The sequence below is a fragment of the Burkholderia sp. BKH01 genome (assembly GCF_025685725.1).
Taxonomy (GTDB): Bacteria; Pseudomonadota; Gammaproteobacteria; order Burkholderiales; family Burkholderiaceae; genus Burkholderia; species Burkholderia pyrrocinia_C.
In genome coordinates, this window is the sequence record NZ_JAOTQT010000012.1 from 105,799 (window position 1) to 124,306 (window position 18,508).

The 18,508-nt window shown below is 66.0% G+C and carries 19 protein-coding genes; 13 read left to right on the forward strand and 6 right to left on the reverse strand.

Annotated features, from left to right (window positions below; all coding sequences use genetic code 11):
• Positions 1–143: 143 nt before the first annotated feature.
• The gene (locus tag OEJ37_RS19145) at positions 144–710 is read right to left on the reverse strand and encodes a phasin family protein (RefSeq protein WP_152857003.1); all 567 of its coding nucleotides are present in this window, start codon (positions 708–710) and stop codon (positions 144–146) included.
• Positions 711–1,362: 652 nt separating this feature from the next.
• Between OEJ37_RS19145 and pbpG the strand changes: the two genes are divergently transcribed.
• Positions 1,363–2,529 carry a D-alanyl-D-alanine endopeptidase gene (pbpG, locus tag OEJ37_RS19150; RefSeq protein WP_174420588.1) on the forward strand — a complete coding sequence of 389 codons (1,167 nt, stop codon included), beginning with the start codon at positions 1,363–1,365 and terminating at the stop codon, positions 2,527–2,529.
• Between the two features lie 98 nt (positions 2,530–2,627).
• Here pbpG and OEJ37_RS19155 read toward each other — a convergent pair whose 3' ends face one another.
• On the reverse strand, positions 2,628–3,437 hold the full coding sequence (locus OEJ37_RS19155) for an IclR family transcriptional regulator (protein WP_034183553.1): 810 nt from the start codon (positions 3,435–3,437) through the stop codon (positions 2,628–2,630).
• A gap of 183 nt (positions 3,438–3,620) precedes the next feature.
• On the opposite strand from OEJ37_RS19155, the gene OEJ37_RS19160 reads away from it, so the two are divergent.
• From OEJ37_RS19160 to iscX, 12 genes are all read left to right on the forward strand, one after another.
• Positions 3,621–4,343 carry a (Fe-S)-binding protein gene (locus OEJ37_RS19160; protein ID WP_174420589.1) on the forward strand — a complete coding sequence of 241 codons (723 nt, stop codon included), beginning with the start codon at positions 3,621–3,623 and terminating at the stop codon, positions 4,341–4,343.
• A 35-nt stretch (positions 4,344–4,378) separates the two neighbouring features.
• Positions 4,379–5,791: a lactate utilization protein B gene (locus OEJ37_RS19165; RefSeq protein ID WP_152857007.1), complete on the forward strand. Its 1,413-nt coding sequence runs from the start codon at positions 4,379–4,381 to the stop codon at positions 5,789–5,791.
• Positions 5,792–5,919: 128 nt separating this feature from the next.
• Complete coding sequence (locus tag OEJ37_RS19170) at positions 5,920–6,147, forward strand: hypothetical protein (RefSeq protein WP_174420590.1); 228 nt, start codon at positions 5,920–5,922, stop codon at positions 6,145–6,147.
• A gap of 101 nt (positions 6,148–6,248) precedes the next feature.
• Positions 6,249–6,731, forward strand: a complete 483-nt coding sequence (locus OEJ37_RS19175; protein ID WP_174420591.1) for a low molecular weight protein-tyrosine-phosphatase — start codon at positions 6,249–6,251, stop codon at positions 6,729–6,731.
• Between the two features lie 112 nt (positions 6,732–6,843).
• The gene (iscR, locus tag OEJ37_RS19180; RefSeq protein ID WP_009691731.1) at positions 6,844–7,383 is read left to right on the forward strand and encodes a Fe-S cluster assembly transcriptional regulator IscR; all 540 of its coding nucleotides are present in this window, start codon (positions 6,844–6,846) and stop codon (positions 7,381–7,383) included.
• A gap of 65 nt (positions 7,384–7,448) precedes the next feature.
• Positions 7,449–8,672, forward strand: coding sequence for an IscS subfamily cysteine desulfurase (locus OEJ37_RS19185; protein WP_152857010.1), 1,224 nt, complete (start codon positions 7,449–7,451; stop codon positions 8,670–8,672).
• 68 nt (positions 8,673–8,740) lie between these two features.
• Positions 8,741–9,148, forward strand: coding sequence for a Fe-S cluster assembly scaffold IscU (gene iscU, locus OEJ37_RS19190; protein ID WP_006481982.1), 408 nt, complete (start codon positions 8,741–8,743; stop codon positions 9,146–9,148).
• Between the two features lie 69 nt (positions 9,149–9,217).
• A complete protein-coding gene (gene iscA, locus OEJ37_RS19195) occupies positions 9,218–9,541 on the forward strand; it encodes an iron-sulfur cluster assembly protein IscA (protein WP_011885413.1) in 324 nt (107 codons plus the stop codon).
• 94 nt (positions 9,542–9,635) lie between these two features.
• Positions 9,636–10,163, forward strand: coding sequence for a Fe-S protein assembly co-chaperone HscB (gene hscB / locus OEJ37_RS19200; protein WP_174420615.1), 528 nt, complete (start codon positions 9,636–9,638; stop codon positions 10,161–10,163).
• A gap of 54 nt (positions 10,164–10,217) precedes the next feature.
• Positions 10,218–12,086, forward strand: coding sequence for a Fe-S protein assembly chaperone HscA (gene hscA / locus OEJ37_RS19205; protein WP_263345122.1), 1,869 nt, complete (start codon positions 10,218–10,220; stop codon positions 12,084–12,086).
• Positions 12,087–12,174: 88 nt separating this feature from the next.
• On the forward strand, positions 12,175–12,516 hold the full coding sequence (gene fdx, locus OEJ37_RS19210; protein WP_174420593.1) for an ISC system 2Fe-2S type ferredoxin: 342 nt from the start codon (positions 12,175–12,177) through the stop codon (positions 12,514–12,516).
• A gap of 17 nt (positions 12,517–12,533) precedes the next feature.
• Complete coding sequence (gene iscX, locus OEJ37_RS19215; RefSeq protein ID WP_174420594.1) at positions 12,534–12,743, forward strand: Fe-S cluster assembly protein IscX; 210 nt, start codon at positions 12,534–12,536, stop codon at positions 12,741–12,743.
• 123 nt (positions 12,744–12,866) lie between these two features.
• On the opposite strand, the gene OEJ37_RS19220 is transcribed toward iscX, so the two are convergent.
• From OEJ37_RS19220 to recJ, 4 genes are all read right to left on the reverse strand, one after another.
• On the reverse strand, positions 12,867–13,595 hold the full coding sequence (locus tag OEJ37_RS19220) for a glycine zipper 2TM domain-containing protein (protein WP_174420595.1): 729 nt from the start codon (positions 13,593–13,595) through the stop codon (positions 12,867–12,869).
• Between the two features lie 348 nt (positions 13,596–13,943).
• On the reverse strand, positions 13,944–15,470 hold the full coding sequence (gene lysS / locus OEJ37_RS19225) for a lysine--tRNA ligase (protein WP_152857014.1): 1,527 nt from the start codon (positions 15,468–15,470) through the stop codon (positions 13,944–13,946).
• 78 nt (positions 15,471–15,548) lie between these two features.
• Positions 15,549–16,653, reverse strand: a protein-coding gene (gene prfB / locus OEJ37_RS19230) for a peptide chain release factor 2 (RefSeq protein ID WP_110281339.1) whose coding sequence is annotated in 2 segments (ribosomal slippage) — positions 15,549–16,571 and positions 16,573–16,653 — 1,104 coding nt in all. Because the reading frame shifts where the segments join, the coding sequence is not laid out codon by codon here.
• Between the two features lie 152 nt (positions 16,654–16,805).
• Positions 16,806–18,503 carry a single-stranded-DNA-specific exonuclease RecJ gene (gene recJ / locus OEJ37_RS19235; RefSeq protein WP_174420596.1) on the reverse strand — a complete coding sequence of 566 codons (1,698 nt, stop codon included), beginning with the start codon at positions 18,501–18,503 and terminating at the stop codon, positions 16,806–16,808.
• Positions 18,504–18,508 lie beyond the last annotated feature (5 nt).

Genomic DNA, 18,508 nt, shown 5'->3' on the forward strand with positions numbered 1-18,508 from the left:
CGGCGGCGTTTTCTTTTGCGCGCGGCCGGCGCGGCGATCAAACGGCTGTTCCAGCGTAGCGAGCGGCGGCCGGTTCACGCAGTTTCCGGCGCCGGAAACGAAAAAGCCGCGCTGGGCGCGGCTCTTTCAGGAGCAGGGGACGCTTACGCGGCCGGCTTGCTCGAACGACGCGCAGCAGCGGCGGTGGCAGCCTTCGTTGCGACGGCAGCAGCGGCGTTGAAGTTCGTTTCGGCGATCTCGACGGCTTGCTTCGTTGCCTTCTGAACCGTTTCGTACGTGGTGTTTGCAGCGTTCAGTGCCGACTTCAGCGCGGCGACAGCCGTTTCCGAACCGGCCGGGGCGTTCTTCGCGACGTTGTCGACGAGTGCCTGGACCTTCTTGTTCTGCTCTTCGAATTGCGCTTCAGCGACCTTCGCGAACTCGGCTTGCGTCGACGATGCGATTTCGTACAGGTGACGGCCGTACGACAGCACCTTTTCCGCGACCGGCTGCGACAGGCTTGCCTGCAGGGCGATCAGTTCCTGAGCGTCCTTCACCGACAGCAGGCGCTGTGCGTTTTCCTGGCCCTCGGTCAGCGTCGACTTCACGACCTGCAGGTTCAGTTCGATCAGCTTTTCGACGCCTTCGAACGCCTTGGTCGTCAGACCGAACAGGCTTTCGAGGTTGGCTTTCTGTGCGGCGGCGATTTGCTCGGGGGTCAGCAAGGACATGTCAAGCTCCTGAAAAGCGATCGCGTCGATCGCAGGGTAAAGGGCACTACGCTGGGGAACCTCGGATGTGCGTGCTTTGTGCAACGCAGCAATGAAACGTATTTTAGGGCAGAGAAAACCGTTGTCAAGTATTTTTTGTGCATTGCACAATCGCGGCAAATTATCGATAAAACAACGAGTTATCGCGGCCGTTCGGAATCGGTTTCACGCGCGTTCCCAAATGGTGCGCACGGCCGCGGGGCAGACGCGGCGCACCATGATCAAGCACAGGTAAACCTGACAGGCCTGTGGAACGTTATGCTCCTGTTCCTGTCGAAAACGCGCCGTTTCGATGTGCGTGCCGTGGCGACGTGCCGCCGCCATGGTCGTGACCGGCGCACCTGGCGCACCGAGCGCCGGATACGTAGTTTCCCCGCTTTAAATTGCCCCGAAAGTGACGTTATCTCAATTAACCGTGTGGTAATCGGGAGACGGGCGCTGTCGGGCAGTGCTCCCCATGATTTTTTTCGATGGGGGCGGGAGGGTCGATTGGCCTGAGGTTGGCCGACCCTTACATTCCGGTTTAACGACGATCGGTAAGTGCCTAATATTGCTCTTTTTTTAAGCTTTAACTACACTTGCGGAAACCTCCCGCCGCTTTGTCCAGACCCCAATGAAAGCCGAATCGTTTTCACCGCGCAGATTGTTGCAGAGCATGACGCTCGGCACGGCTGTGTCGGTCGCTGTCGCCTTGTTGGCGACCACCGCGTCCGTCGCGCCCGCTGACGCCTTTGCCGCCACTGCGCAGACCCAACAAGCCGCCAAGAAAAAGGCCGCCGCTCCTGCTTCGTCCGCGAAGAAGAAGTCGGTCAAGGCAGCATCCAGCCAATCCGCCAAGGTCGCCGCGGCCGATGCGCCGCGCGCGAAAGCGTCGCGCAAGCGCATGACGCTCGCGGCGGGCGTGCGCGGCGGCCACCGCGGCGCGATGCGCCAGGTCGCGTTCCAGCCGCGCCGGCCGACGGTCGGCCAGGCGTTCGGCCTGCACGACACGCCGGATGCGCTCGCGCTGCGTTCGAGCGTCGCGTACGTCGTCGACCAGAATTCCGGCGAGCCGCTGTTCGACAAGAATTCGCACGCCGTCGTGCCGATCGCGTCGATCTCGAAGCTGATGACGGCGATGGTCGTGCTCGACTCGAAGTCGCCGATGGCCGACCAGATCGAAGTCACCGACGAAGACCGCGACTACGAGAAGGGCACGGGCTCGCGCCTGTCGGTCGGCTCGGTGCTGTCGCGCGAGGACATGCTGCATATCGCGCTGATGGCGTCGGAAAACCGCGCGGCCGCCGCGCTGTCGCGTTATTACCCGGGCGGCCGTCCGGCGTTCATCGCCGCGATGAACGCAAAGGCGAAGTCGCTCGGCATGACCGACACGCACTTCGAGAATTCGACTGGCCTGTCGAGCTCGAACGTGTCGAGCGCGCGCGACCTCGTGAAGATGGTCAATGCCGCGTACCAGTATCAGATGATTCGCCAGTTCTCGACCGATCGCTCGTACGAGGTGTACACGGGCAAGCGCAATCTGGTCTACAACAGCACGAACGCGCTGATCCGCGGCAACGGCTCGTGGGACATCGGCCTGCAGAAGACGGGTTTCATCAACGAAGCGGGCGAGTGCCTCGTGATGCAGGCAACGATCCACGGCCGGCCGATGGTGATGGTGCTGCTCGATTCGTTCGGCAAGTATTCGCGCTTCGCCGACGCGGCACGCCTGCGCAACTGGCTCGATGCCGGCGGCGGCGAGCGCCTGACGGCGGCCAACACGCCGAACGGCGGCACCTGATCGCCTGCGGCGGTCCACCGCCGCGCCGATTGGCTGCAAGAAAAAACCCCGCAATCGCGGGGTTTTTCGTTGGAGAGAATCGGGGCGGTGAAGGCGGCTTACGCCTGCCGCTGCAGCCCGTCCGCATCTTTCGCGGGCGCCGGCCGGTAGCCGAGCGATTCCGAGATGGTGAGCGCCGTGCGGCTCAACTGTCCGAGCCACGCATCCTGCAGTCGATCGGCCGGTGCCGACAGCGACAGGCCCGCGACGAGCTTGCCCGAATCGTCGTAGATGCCGGCCGCGATACAGCGCACGCCGAGCTCCAGCTCCTCGTTGTCGCGTGCACACGATTGCTGGCGGACGATCGTCAGCTCGCGCTCGAGCTTCGCGATATCGGTGATGCTGTTCTGCGTATGGCCGGACAGCCCCGTACGCGTCGCATAGGCGCGCACGCGCGACGTTTCGTCGGCCGCGAGGAACAGCTTGCCGACCGACGTGAGGTGCAGCGGCGCGCGTCCGCCGATTGCACGGACGACCTGCATCCCGGATCGCTCCGAATACGCGCGCTCGATATAGACGATCTCGTCGCCCTGGCGCACCGACAGGTTCACGGTCTGCCCGGTGAGGCGGTGCAGCTCGCGCATCGGCATCAGCGCCGCGTCGCGTACCGACAGGCGCGCCTTCACGAGATTGCCGAGCTCGAGCAGCCGCATGCCGAGGCGGTACGTGCCGGGATCGGAGCGGTCGACGAGACGGCAGGTCACCATGTCGTTGAGGATGCGGTGTGCGGTCGACGGATGCAGCTCCGTGCGCTGCGCAAGCTCCTTCAGGCTGACGGGGTCGCTGTGCGCGGCGAGCGCGTCCAGCAGCCGCATCATGCGTTCGATCACCTGGATCGACGTTTTTGAATCCGGGGTGGGTTGGCTCATGTCGGGGGAGAAATCGGTTGACGCGTCAAGCGGAGTTGGGCCGATTGTATCTCGTATTGTGAAAAAAGCGAACGCCGTTCGAGGAAGTCCTCGTTTCGCGCAGCGCGGGCTTGCGCGCGAGCCGGCGTTGGTCTTGCCGGCCAAACGGCGGATAATGAGAGCCGTTTTCTCGAAGGAGCACGTATGCGAGTCGGTTTGTTCGTGACCTGCCTGGTCGATCTGATGCGCCCCGAAATCGGGTTCTCGGCGCTCAAGCTGATTCGCGACGCCGGCTACGAGGTGATCGTGCCGCCCGCGCAGACCTGCTGCGGCCAGCCGGCCTACAACTCCGGCGACCGCGCGCTGGCGCGCGATCTCGCGGAAAAGACGCTGCGCGAGTTCGAGCAGTTCGATTACGTCGTCGCGCCGTCGGGTTCGTGCGGCGGGATGATACGCACGCACTATGGCGACCTGTTCCGCGACGACCCCGAACTGATGGGGCGCTACGCGCGGCTCCAGCAGAAAGTCTACGAACTGACCGATTTCCTCGCGAACGTCGCCAAGGTCTCGCTCGAGCCGGGTGAATTCACCGGGCCCGTCACCTATCACGACTCGTGCTCGGGCCTGCGCGAGCTCGGCGTGAAGGCGCAGCCGCGCGCGCTGCTCGCGCAGCGCGGCATCGCGGTCACCGAGATGAAGGACTGCGAGCACTGCTGCGGCTTCGGCGGCACGTTCGCGGTCAAGTACGGCGATATTTCGGCGGCCATCGCGGACGAGAAGTGTGCGAATGTGCGTGCGTCGGGCGCGGGCGCCGTCGTGCTCGGCGATCTCGGCTGCATGCTGAACATCGAAGGGCGGTTGCGCCGCACCGGCGACCGCGACACGCGCGTGCTGCACGTCGCGCAGGTGCTGGCGGGCGACGTCTGACGCCCGGTTCCGCTCACTTTTCCCCCGATACCGCGATGCAAGTCCAATCGATGCATTTCAAGGCGCGCGCCGGCCAGAAGTTGGCTGACCAGCGCCTGCAGCAGAACCTGAAGAAGCTGTCGACGAAGTTCGTGTCCGCGCGCGCCGACGCGATGACCGCGATCGACTTCCCGGCCACGCGTGCCGCGCTCAAGGCGCGCCGCAACCGCGCGCTGGAGAACCTCGACGTGTGGCTCGAGGCATTCGAGCGCGAGGCGACGCGGCGCGGCACGACGGTGCTGTTTGCCGAAACGACCGCGGATGCCGCGCGGCTCGTGGCCGACATCGCGCGCCGGCATGACGTGAAGAAGGTCATCAAGACCAAGTCGATGGTGTCCGAGGAAATGCGCCTGAACGCGGTGCTCGCGGAGATGGGTGTGCAGTCGATCGAGACGGATCTCGGCGAATACATCCTGCAGATCAACGACAACGAGCCGCCTAGCCACATCATTGCGCCCGTGGTGCACAAGGACAAGGAAGAGATTGCCGACCTGTTCGCGCGCACGCACCACCGCGAGCGGCTCACCGAGATCCCGGACATGACGCGCGAGGCGCGCGAGGTGCTGCGCCCGCATTTCATGTCGGCCGACATGGGCGTGACGGGCGGCAACTTCGTGATTGCCGAGACGGGTTCGGTCGCGATCGTGACGAACGAAGGGAACGAAGGGATGTGCACGGTGATGCCGCGCGTGCATGTCGCGGTAACGGGCATCGAGAAGGTGCTGCCGACACTCGAGGATCTGGCGACCGCGATGCGCCTGTTGCCGCGCTCCGCGACGGGGCAGAAGACGTCGAACTATTTCTCGCTGCTGACCGGGCCGCGCGGGCCGGGCGACGAGGACGGCCCCGAGCACAACTATGTGGTGCTCGTCGATGGCGGCCGCACGGGCCTGATCGGCGGCGAGTTCCAGGAGATGCTGCGCTGCATCCGCTGCGGCGCGTGCATGAACCACTGCCCGGTTTACCAGAAGGTCGGCGGCCATGCGTACGGCTGGGTCTACCCGGGGCCGATGGGGTCGGTGCTGACCCCGAGCTACGTCGGGCTCGAGCGCACGCTCGACCTGCCGCAGGCCGCGACGCTGTGCGGCGAATGCGACAGCGTGTGCCCGGTCGGGATTCCGTTGTCGCATCTGTTGCGCACGCTGCGCGAGAAGCAGGTCGAGCGGCACCTGCGGCCGTGGCGCGAGCGGGCCGCGCTTGCCGCCTGGGGCTTCGTCGCTCGGCGGCCGACGCTGTACGCGCTGACGACCAAGCTCGCGGTGCGTGTCCTCGAGCGGCTGGGCGGCAACGGCGGCACGCTGCGGCGCCTGCCGATGATGGGTGGCTGGATGGACACGCGCGACATGCCGACGCCGACCGGGCGCACGTTCCGCGAACTGTACGCGGCATCGCAGAGCCACCTCGGCTGAGCACTGTTCATCCGGCGACAACAGTGCGTTCGCTATTTGTATATTTATCTCGATAGATGCGGTCTATAGAATCTCGTCTGTAGTCCCCGGAATTGGGTTTCGGGGAACGAGGTCAAGGAGGTCGCATCATGAAAAAGACAATATCGATGTACTGGCCGCTGGCAATCGTGGTCCCGCTGGCTGCGGCTGCCTGGCTGCACGCAATGGCCGATGCGCCGTCGCGCGGCCCGCTCGCGGTTCACCAGGCGTCTGCCGAGTTGGCGCGCGCGGTGTCGTTCGGGCTGGTCGGCGACGCGGCGGAGCCGCTGCCGGCGGCATCCGGCGATGTTGTGCTTGCCGCGCCGAAGGCGCTGTAATGCTGGGCGCCGTCGCTTTGCGCGGCGGCGCGATTTCGGGCGCCTTTGTATAATGGCGCGTTCTTCTCCCACGCGGTCCGCCGCGGCTTTCCGATAGTGCGATGACCCGCGTTGCGATCTGTTTCGTCTGCCTCGGCAACATCTGCCGCTCGCCCACCGCGGAAGGCGTGATGCGCCACCAGGTCGACGCAGCCGCACTGGCGGACCGGATCGCGATCGATTCGGCCGGCACCGGCGACTGGCATGTGGGTGAGCCGCCCGATACGCGTGCGCAGGCAGCCGCGCGCAGCCGCGGTTACGACCTGTCGGCACTGCGCGCGCGGCAGGTGAGTGCGGCGGATTTCGAGCGTTTCGACCTGCTGCTGGCGATGGACGAAGCGAATCTCGCGGAACTGCACCGCCGCTGCCCGCCGCAGCATCGCGGCAAGGTGCGCCTGCTGATGGAATTCGCGCCGGGTACGACCGAAACCGAAGTGGCCGATCCTTATTTCGGCGGCGCGCAGGGCTTCGAACAGGTGCTCGATCAGGTCGAACGCGCGTGCGCGGGCCTGCTGGAGGCGCTTCGGGCCCGCACGGAGCGCTGATCGCGGTATTCAGCGATCTGCGAATACCCTATCAAAGGCATGGATACTTGACTAAATCTGTCAAATATTTATACTTGACCAAAATCGTCAAGATTGCAGTCCCCTAGACACCATGAGACTCACCACCAAAGGCCGTTTCGCCGTCACGGCGATGATTGACTTGGCACTGCGCCAGGAGCAGGGCCCGGTGACGCTTGCAGGCATCAGCCAGCGCCAGCGGATTTCGCTCTCGTATCTCGAACAGCTGTTCGGCAAGCTGCGCAGGCATGAAATCGTCGAATCCGTGCGCGGCCCGGGCGGCGGCTACAACCTCGCGCGCCGCGCGCAGGATGTCACCGTTGCCGACATCATCATCGCGGTCGATGAACCGCTCGACGCCACGCAGTGCGGCGGCAAGGGCACGTGCGACGGCTCGAAGCAGCCCGACGGCCATTGCATGACGCACGAGCTGTGGTCGACCCTGAACCAGAAGATGGTCGAATACCTCGATTCGGTGTCGCTGCAGGATCTCGTCGATCAGCAGCGCGCACGCGAGGGCGCACCCGCGGTGCTGCGCGACCGGCGCACGCCGGAGCCCGTCGCCGCGCCGGCCGAGCCCGTGCGCACGATGCCGCTCGGCCCCAATTCGGTGTTCAACATCGCGAGTTCGTGAGCGCGAAGGCGCCCGCCATACCCCATAACGCACATAGTCCCTGCACAGAATACCCGGAGCGACAGATGACCCAAGAGACTCTCCACCTGCCCATCTATATGGATTACAGCGCGACGACGCCCGTCGATCCGCGCGTGGTCGACAAGATGGTGCCGTACCTGCGCGAGCAGTTCGGCAACCCGGCGTCGCGCAGCCACGCTTACGGCTGGGACGCGGAGCGTGCAGTCGAGGAAGCGCGCGAGCAGGTGGCAGCACTTGTGAACGCGGATCCGCGCGAGATCATCTGGACGTCCGGCGCGACGGAATCGGACAACCTCGCAATCAAGGGTGCCGCGAACTTCTACAAGGGCAAGGGCAAGCACATCATCACGGTGAAGACCGAGCACAAGGCCGTGCTCGATACGTGCCGCGAGCTCGAGCGCGACGGTTTCGAAGTCACCTACCTCGACGTGAAGGATGACGGCCTGCTCGACCTCGACGTGTTCAAGGCCGCGCTGCGCCCCGACACGATCCTCGTGTCGGTGATGCACGTGAACAACGAGATCGGCGTGATCCAGGACATCGAGACGATCGGCGAGATCTGCCGCGAGAAGGGCATCATCTTCCACGTCGACGCCGCGCAGTCGACCGGCAAGGTCGGGATCGACCTCGCGAAGCTGAAGGTCGACCTGATGTCGTTCTCGGCGCACAAGACCTACGGTCCGAAGGGCATCGGCGCGCTGTACGTGCGCCGCAAGCCGCGCGTGCGCATCGAGGCGCAGATGCACGGCGGCGGCCACGAGCGCGGGATGCGTTCGGGCACGCTGGCGACGCACCAGATCGTCGGCATGGGCGAAGCGTTCCGCATCGCGCGCGAAGAAATGGCGACCGAGAACGAGCGCGTCCGCATGCTGCGCGACAAGCTGCTGCGCGGCCTGTCGCAAATCGAGGAAACGTACGTGAACGGCGACATGGAGCACCGTGTCCCGCACAACCTCAACATCAGTTTCAACTTCGTCGAAGGCGAGTCGCTGATCATGGCGATCAAGGACGTCGCGGTGTCGTCGGGCTCCGCTTGCACGTCGGCGTCGCTGGAGCCGTCGTACGTGCTGCGTGCGCTCGGCCGCAACGATGAACTGGCACACAGCTCGATCCGCTTCACGGTCGGCCGCTTCACGACGGAGCAGGAAGTCGACTTCGTGATCAATCTGCTGAACAGCAAGATCGCGAAGCTGCGCGAACTGTCGCCGCTCTGGGAAATGCACCAGGAAGGCATCGATCTGTCGACGATCGAATGGGCCGCACACTGAACACCGCATTGAATGCACCCGCGGGCGGATTGGCGCACGCAGACGTAACGAGTCAAGGAGTCTGAGTCATGTCTTACAGCAACAAGGTTCTGGATCACTACGAAAACCCGCGCAACGTCGGTTCGTTCGCGAAGGACGACGACACGGTCGGCACGGGCATGGTCGGCGCGCCGGCCTGCGGCGACGTGATGAAGCTGCAGATCCGCGTCGGCGCGGACGGCGTGATCGAAGACGCGAAGTTCAAGACCTACGGTTGCGGTTCAGCGATCGCGTCGAGCTCGCTCGTGACCGAATGGGTGAAGGGCAAGACGCTCGACGAGGCGCTGTCGATCAAGAATACGCAGATCGCCGAAGAGCTCGCGCTGCCGCCGGTGAAGATTCACTGCTCGATCCTCGCGGAAGACGCGATCAAGGCAGCTGTGGCCGACTACAAGAAGCGCCACGACACGAAGGAAGGCGATCAGGCAGCGGCCTGAGCGGCATCGAGCGGGTTGGGTTCAGAAGGAACGCGGCGGGCCCCGGTGGCGCGTCGCGGCAAGGACATCATGGCAATTACACTGACCGAAAAAGCAGCACAGCACGTCCAGAAATACCTCGTCCGTCGCGGCAAGGGTGTTGGCCTGCGGCTTGGCGTTCGCACGACCGGGTGCTCGGGGCTCGCGTACAAGCTCGAGTATGTCGACGAGCTGGCTCCCGAGGATCAGGTGTTCGAGAGCCATGGCGTGAAGGTCGTCGTCGATCCGAAGAGCCTCGCGTATATCGACGGCACCGAACTCGACTTCGCCCGCGAAGGCCTGAACGAAGGGTTCAAGTTCAACAACCCGAACGTGAAGGACGAGTGCGGCTGCGGCGAATCGTTCCGCGTGTGACGCGGATCTCCGCGCAATGCGGGCAAGAGGCGGCACGTGCCGCCTTTTTAATGTGCGGCGTTTGCCGCGCGACGAACCGGAATTGAACGCGACGATGGTCTCGCTGAAAGACAGCCACTTCGACCTGTTTCACCTGCCGGCGCAATTCGCGCTCGACGAGGCGACTCTCGATGCCGCCTATCGGACGGTGCAGACGCAGGTGCATCCGGACCGCTTCGCGGCGGCCGGCGACGCGCAGAAGCGCATCGCGATGCAATGGGCAACCCGCGCGAACGAGGCGTACCGCACGCTACGCGATCCGCTGAAACGCGCGTCCTATCTGCTGTCGCTGCGCGGCGTCGATATCGGCGCTGAAAACAACACCGCGATGGAGCCGGCGTTCCTGATGCAGCAGATGGAGTGGCGCGAGGGCATCGAGGATGCCGCGGCTGCCCGCAACGTCGACGCACTCGACACGCTGCTCGCGGAGTTGCGCGACGAGAAGCGCGTGCGCGTCGAGCGCCTCGGCACGCTGCTCGACAGCGGCGCCGATCAGGCGGCCGCCGAGGCCGTGCGCCAGCTGATGTTCATCGAACGGGTCGCGTCGGAAGTGGGCGTACAGATCGAGCGCCTCGAAACTTAACCGCGTGCCTTGCGGCATGCGCAGCAAACGGGCCGAGCGCCCGAACGAACCAAGATGGCTTTACTGCAAATTTCCGAGCCGGGCATGGCGCCGGCGCCGCACCAGCGGCGACTCGCCGTCGGGATCGATCTCGGCACGACGAACTCGCTCGTCGCGGCCGTGCGCAACAGCGTGGCCGAAGTACTGCCGGACGAAGCGGGCCGCGTGCTGCTGCCGTCGGTGGTCCGTTACCTCGAGAAGGGCGGCCGCCGCATCGGCCACGAAGCGAAAGAGCTGGCCGCGACCGATCCGCGCAACACGATCGTGTCGGTCAAGCGCTTCATGGGCCGCGGCAAGGCCGAGGTCGAAGGCGCGGCGAACGCGCCGTACGAATTCGTCGATGCGCCGGGCATGGTGCAGATCCGCACCGTCGACGGCGTGAAGAGCCCGGTCGAAGTGTCGGCCGAGATTCTCGCGACGCTGCGCTATCGCGCCGAAGATTCGCTCGGCGACGATCTGGTCGGCGCGGTGATCACGGTGCCCGCGTATTTCGACGAAGCGCAGCGCCAGGCGACCAAGGATGCCGCGCGCCTCGCGGGCCTCAACGTGCTGCGCCTGCTGAACGAACCGACCGCCGCGGCGATTGCGTACGGCCTCGACAACGCGGCCGAAGGTCTCTACGCGGTGTACGACCTCGGCGGCGGCACGTTCGACCTGTCGATCCTGAAGCTGACGAAGGGCGTGTTCGAAGTGTTGGCCGCGGGCGGCGATTCCGCACTCGGCGGCGACGACTTCGATCACGCGCTGTTCGGTCACGTGCTCGCGCAGGCCGGCATCGACGCAAAGACGCTCGCTCCCGAGGACGTGCGCCTGATGCTCGACCGCGTGCGCGTGCTGAAGGAAGCGCTGTCGTCCGCGCCGCAGGCGTCGCTCGACGTGACGCTGTCGGGCGGCGCGCACGTCGTGCAGACGATCTCGCACGACACGTTCGCATCGCTCGTCGAGCCGCTCGTGCAGCGTACGCTCACGCCGACCCGCAAGGCGCTGCGCGACGCGCAGGTGACGCCGGCCGACATCAAGGGCGTCGTGCTCGTCGGCGGCGCGACGCGCATGCCGGTGATTCGCGACGCGGTCGCGAAATATTTCGGCCAGCCGCCGCTCGTGAACCTCGATCCGGACCAGGTCGTCGCGCTCGGCGCGGCGATCCAGGCCGACCTGCTCGCGGGCAACCGCGGCACCGGCGACGACTGGCTGCTGCTCGACGTGATTCCGCTGTCGCTCGGCGTCGAGACGATGGGCGGCCTCGTCGAAAAGATCATTCCGCGCAACTCGACGATTCCGATCGCACGCGCGCAGGAATTCACGACTTTCAAGGACGGCCAGACCGCGATGGCGATCCACGTCGTGCAGGGCGAGCGCGAGCTCGTCGCCGACTGCCGGTCGCTCGCGCGCTTCGAGCTGCGCGGCATTCCGCCGATGACGGCCGGCGCCGCGCGCATTCGCGTGACCTATCAGGTCGACGCGGACGGCCTGCTGTCGGTGTTCGCGCGCGAACAACTGTCCGGCGTCGAGGCGTCGGTCGTCGTGAAGCCGTCGTACGGTCTCGCCGACGATGACATCGCGAAGATGCTCGAGGACAGCTTCAAGACCGCCGAAATCGACATGCGTGCACGCGCGCTGCGAGAAGCGCAGGTCGAGGCCGAGCGGATGCTCGAGGCAACGCAGGCCGCGCTGGCGGCCGACGGCGAACTGCTCGATGCGGACGAGCGCACGCAGGTCGACGCGCTCGCCGCGGCGCTGCGCGCGGTCGCGCAGGGCGACGATACGAACGCGATCGAAGTCGCGACCAAGACGCTGGCCGACGGCACCGACGAATTCGCGGCGCGCCGGATGGACAAGAGCATCAAGCGCGCACTGTCGGGCCGCCGGCTCGACGAGATCTGAACTCACGAACTGCGCATCGGCCGGCGACGGCCCGCGCGATAATGAACCGTGCGGCGCGTGTCGCCGCACCCTGACTGACGGAACGGACATGCCTCAACTGGTGGTGCTGCCTCACGTCGAACTGTGCCCGGATGGCGCAGTGATCGACGCGACGCCCGGCAAGAGTATCTGCGACAACCTGCTCGAACATGGGATCGAGATCGAGCACGCATGCGAGAAGTCGTGCGCGTGCACGACGTGCCACGTGGTGATCCGCGAGGGCTTCAACGATCTGGCGCCGTCCGAGGAGGACGAGGACGATCTGCTGGACAAGGCGTGGGGCCTCGAGCCGACGTCGCGCCTGTCGTGCCAGGCGATCGTGAACGAAGATTCGGACCTGGTGGTCGAGATTCCGAAGTACTCGATCAACCACGCGAAGGAAAATCACTGACAAACCGGAGGCAGGCGATGAAATGGACCGATTCGCGCGAAATAGCCATTGCGCTGGCGGACAAGTACCCGGACATCGACCCGCAGCGGATCAATTTCGTCGACCTGCGCCAGTGGGTGCTCGAACTCGACGCCTTCGACGACGATCCTAAGCATTCCGGCGAGAAGATCCTCGAAGCGATCCAGGCGCACTGGATCGACGAATCGGATTTCGACGACGAAGACTGAGCACGGCGTGCGCCGCAATGGCGCACGCGGCTCGTAATGAGAAAACGGCTCGTGAGCGATCGCTCACGAGCCGTTTTCGTTTTCAGGTCGCTTGCTCGCGCACGACACGCGGGCAGCGGACGCTTATGCGCCGACCAGCGTGCCGTTCTCGATCCGCACGCGCTGGCCCTGGCCGAACGGCGGCGGGTTGTGGTACGTGAACGTACGCGTCGCGCCGCTTTCCATCTGCACTTGCACCTGATAGTCGGTTTCCGCGCGCACCTGCTTCTCGACCTGATTGCCGGCGAGGCCGCCGCCCAGCGCGCCGATGATCGTCATCGCGGTGCGGCCGTTACCGTTGCCGAACTGGTTGCCGAGCAGGCCGCCGGCCGCTGCACCGCCAACGGCGCCGATCCCCGAGCTCTGGCCCGGCGTGCGCGTCTGCGTGATCGCGACGACCGTGCCGCAGCTCTGGCAGTAGGCTGCCTGGGCGGGCGCCGACGGCTGCTGCTGTGCATACTGCGGCGGCTGCGGTGCCGTCGTGTGACGGCGGTGCGTCGTCGCCGGGCGCGGCGCGGGCTTCGGTTCGGCCTGCGCGATCGCCTTCTGCTGCTCGGCCTGTTCGGCTGCCTGCTGCCGGGCTTGCGCGGCCAGTGCGGCGCTGGCGGCTGCGGCCGTATCGACGGCCGGCTGCGACGCGATCAGCGCGGCCTGGGTCTGGCCGTTCTGTTCGTTGCTGCTGCTGGCCTTCGGGAATACGCCCGTGATCGCTGCCGTCGCCGCGAGGCTGGCGACGATGACGGCGCCCGCTGCAGTGGCGATCAGCGGGTGGAGGCGTTGCTTTTGCGGCGTGGTCTGATTCTGGTTGTCCATTTTTTTCTCCGATGTCGATCCGGATCGGCACGTCGGCGCCGGGCCGGATCCCACGCTTCGGGATCGAGCAGACTCGGCGTTCCGGCGCCTCGTTCTGGTCCCGTTGTCATGCGTGGTGACGCAAACGGAGTGTCGTCGAGCGGCGAGTGGCGCGCCGTATCAAGGTGTAACGAATTGCAGCGGGGCGTCGGCGATCGTTGCCGGGAAAACCCGGGGCAGGCCGTCGCGACGAGGGAGTAAAACGGGGGAGGATCGAAAGCCGGCGGACGCCGGCTGGCGGGATTTACGCGTCGTTACAAAGCTGAGGCGTGCGCGCCACGGGGTGCGGCGCGCACGCAGGCGCGGCCGTCAGTCTTCGCGGCGCAGATGGGGGAACAGCAGCACGTCGCGGATCGTCGGGCTGTCGGTCAGCAGCATCACGAGACGGTCGATGCCGATCCCGCAGCCACCGGTCGGGGGCATCCCGTATTCGAGCGCGCGGATGTAGTCGGCGTCGAAGAACATCGCTTCCTCGTCGCCCGCATCCTTCTGCTCGACCTGCTTCTTGAAGCGTGCGGCCTGGTCTTCCGGATCGTTCAGCTCCGAGAAGCCGTTCGCGATCTCGCGGCCGGTCATGAACAGCTCGAAACGCTCGGTGATGCCCGGCACCGTATCTGATGCGCGTGCGAGCGGCGACACCTCGACCGGGTAGTCGATGATGAACGTCGGTTCCCAAAGCTGCGCTTCGGCCGTTTCCTCGAACAGCGCGAGCTGCAGTGCGCCGATGCCCGCGTTCAGGAACGCCGGCTGCGCGACGTCGACGCCGAAGCGCTTCAGTTCGGTGCGCAGGAACGCGTCGTCCGACAGTTGGCCGTCGGTGTACTGCGGCGCGTACTTCTGGATCGCCTGCGTGATCGTCAGGCGATGGAACGGCTTCGCGAGGTCGAGCTCGCGGCCCTGGTACTGGATCGTCGCGGTGCCGAGCGCATCGATCGCCGCCTGGCGAATCAGCTGCTCGGTGAAGTCCATCAGCCAGCGGTAGTCGGTGTACGCGGCGTAGAACTCCATCATCGTGAATTCCGGGTTGTGACGCGGCGACACGCCTTCATTCCGGAAATTACGGTTGATCTCGAACACGCGCTCGAAGCCGCCGACGATCAGGCGCTTCAGGTACAGCTCCGGCGCGATGCGCAGGAACATCTGCATGTCGAGCGCATTGTGATGCGTGACGAACGGCTTCGCGGCCGCGCCGCCCGGGATCGGGTGCAGCATCGGCGTCTCGACTTCCATGAAGTCGGCCGAATCCATGAATTTGCGAATCGACGCGATCGTCTTGGTGCGTGCGCGGAACGTGTCGCGCGTTTCCGGCGTGACGATCAGGTCGACGTAGCGCTGGCGGTAGCGCATTTCCTGGTCGGAGAGACCGTGGAACTTGTCCGGCAGCGGACGCAGCGCCTTCGACAGCAGGCGCAGTTCCTTGCACTGGACCGACAGCTCGCCCTTGTTGGTGCGGAACAGCACGCCGCGCGCGGCCACGATGTCGCCGAGGTCCCACTTCTTGAATGCGTCGTAGGTTTCCGCGCCGACGTCGTTCGGCGTCACGAAGAACTGGATCTGGCCCGACCCGTCCTGCACCGTCGCGAAGCTCGCCTTGCCCATCACGCGCTTGAGCATCATGCGGCCGGCAACCGACACCTCGACCGGGTTCGCTTCGAGCGCGGCCTTGTCCGAGTCGGCGAATTTCACCTGGAGATCGGCTGCGTGGTGCGTCGGCCGGAAATCGTTCGGGTAGGCGACGCCTTGCTCGCGCAAGGCGCGCAGCTTCTCGCGGCGCTCGGAGATGATCTGGTTTTCGTCCGCTGCGACGGCGGGCTGCGTTTGAGTCGGTTCGGTCATGATGGTCGGAATTCGGAGTGGGTGCGGCAACGCAAACGGGAAGGGCGGCGCGACCTGGCCAGGTGCGCGCCGCGGCGCTTACACGCCCTGTTTGAGGCTCGCGCTGATGAAGTCGTCGAGATCGCCGTCGAGCACCGCACGGGTGTTGCTCATTTCGACGTTCGTGCGCAGGTCCTTCACGCGGCTCTGGTCGAGCACGTACGAGCGGATCTGGTGGCCCCAGCCCACATCGGTCTTGCTCGATTCGAGCTTGTCCTGCTCGGCCTGGCGCTTGCGCATCTCGACTTCGTACAGGCGCGACTTCAGCATCGCCATCGCTTCCGCGCGGTTGCGGTGCTGCGAGCGGTCGTTCTGGCACTGCACGACGATGCCGGTCGGCATGTGCGTGATCCGCACCGCGGAGTCGGTCTTGTTGATGTGCTGGCCGCCGGCGCCCGATGCGCGGTACGTGTCGATGCGCAGGTCGGCCGGGTTGATCTCGACTTCGATCGAGTCGTCGATTTCCGGATAGACGAACACCGACGAGAACGACGTGTGGCGGCCGCCCGACGAATCGAACGGCGACTTGCGCACGAGACGGTGGATGCCCGTTTCGGTGCGCAGGAAGCCGTATGCGTATTCGCCCGAGACCTTGACCGTCGCGTTCTTGATGCCGGCGACGTCGCCGTCGGACTCTTCGAGCACCTCGGCCTTGAAGCCCTTGCGTTCGCAATAGCGCAGGTACTGGCGCAGCAGCATCGACGCCCAGTCGCACGCTTCGGTGCCGCCGGCGCCGGCCTGGATGTCGATGAAGCAGTTGTTCGGGTCGGCCGGGTTCGAGAACATCCGGCGGAACTCGATGTCGCCGACGCGTGCCTCGAGCTTCGCGGCATCGTCTTCCGACGCGACGAGCGTGTCCTCGTCGCCTTCCTCGCGGGCCAGCTCGAACAGGTCGAGCGCGTCGCGCAAGTCGCTATCGAGTGCCGTCAGCGTCGTGACGACGCCTTCGAGCAGCTTCTTCTCGCGACCGAGTGCCTGGGCGTTCTTCGAATCGTTCCAGACGTTCGGGTCTTCGAGTTCCTTGTTGACTTCGATCAGACGCGCTGCTTTGGCGTCGTAGTCAAAGATACCCCCGGAGCTCGCCCGCGCGGTTGCGCAGGTCGAGCAGGGAGCTTTCGATCGCGTTGAGACGTTCCGCTTCCATGATCGCTCGCTATTCTTGCTTCGTAAAAAAGCGGAATTATAGCCGATCGGCAGAGTTGCCCGGTGACGCGAATGGTGCTTGCATGCGTGCCGCGGCCTCGTCCGGCGCGGCGTGCGTGCGTCGGCGGGCACCGCGGGCCGGGCGGCTCGCGCTCAGCCGGCTGCGTGTTCGACGATCAACTGGACGCGCGTGACGCCGTTCCACGTGTCGGCGACGAGGCGGTACGCGATCAGCGCGCTCGCCGGCAGCGGCTCGGTGTGGTTGAACCAGATCGCGTTGAAGCGCTGGCGGCCGCGCGCAAGCTGCAGCTTCAGGTGCTTTTCCTTCACGAGCGACTGCGACACGACGTCGAATTCCCCGGAGAAAAGCGGGGCCGGAAAACCTTGCCCCCAGACGGCCTCGTCGAGCAGCCCGACGAACTGCGGCGTGAAGTACGCGTCCTCGAGTTCGCCGTCGGTCTCGATCACGCGGGCGAGCGCATCGTCGGACAGCCATTCGCGCGCGACGGCCTCGAACGCGGCCGCGAAGCGCGGCACGTTCTCGGTGTCGAGCGTGAGACCGGCCGCCATCGCATGGCCGCCGAACGCGACGATGAGGTCCGGTTCGCGTTTCGACACGAGGTCGAGCGCGTCGCGCAGGTGGAAGCCGGCGATCGACCGGCCCGACCCCTTGACCCGCTTGCCTTCGTCGTCCGCGTGCGCGAACGTGAACGACGGGCGGTGGAATTTTTCCTTGAGCCGTCCGGCGACGATGCCGATCACGCCCTGGTGCCACTCGGGGTTGAACAGCGTGATCGTGCACGCGTCGGCCGGGTCGACGTCGGCGAGATCGGCGAGCGCCTGCTGCTGCATGCCGGCCTCGATCTCGCGGCGCTCGCGGTTCATCACGTCGAGCTGCTGCGCGAGATCCCACGCGCGGCCGATGTCGTCGGTGATCAGGCATTCGATGCCGAGCGACATGTCGGACAGCCGCCCCGCGGCGTTGAGCCGCGGACCGAGGCCGAAGCCGAGGTCGAAGCCCGACGCGGTGCGCGCTTCGCGCGCGGCGGCGCGGAACAGCGCGGCGACACCCGGCTGCATGCGGCCGTTGCGGATGCGCTGCAGCCCCTGTGCGACGAGCACGCGATTGTTGCCGTCGAGCCGCACGACGTCCGCGACGGTGCCGAGCGCGACGAGGTCGAGCAGGCCGTCCAGGCGCGGCTCGGCTTCCTTGCTCGCGAATGCGCCGCGCCGGCGCAGTTCGGCGCGCAGCGCGAGCAGCACGTAGAACATCACGCCGACGCCGGCGATGTGCTTGCTCGGGAACGCGCAGCCGGGCTGGTTCGGGTTGACGATCGCGCGGGCGGCGGGCAGCGCGTCGCCGGGCAGGTGGTGGTCGGTCACGAGCACGTCGATGCCGCGCGCGTTCGCGGCTTCGACGCCCGCGACGCTCGCGATCCCGTTGTCGACGGTGATCAGCAGGTCGGGCTTGCGCGCGGCCGCGAGCTCGACGATCTCGGGCGTGAGGCCGTAGCCGTATTCGAAGCGGTTCGGCACCAGGTAGTCGATCTGCGCGCCGAACATCCGCAGGCCGCGCACCGCGACCGCGCAGGCGGTCGCGCCGTCGCAATCGTAGTCGGCGACGACGAGCAGGCGTCGTTTGTCGGCGATCGCGTCGGCGAGCAGCGACGCCGCGTCGGCGCAGCCTTTCAGCTCGGTAGGCGGGACGAGGCGCGCAAGCGCGGTCTCGATGTCGGTCGGGGACTGCACGCCGCGCGACGCATACAGGCGCGCGAGGACGGGATGCAGGCCGTGGCGCGCGAGCACTTCGGCGTCGGCGGGCGCGACGGGGCGGGTAACGATCCGGGTCATTCGGG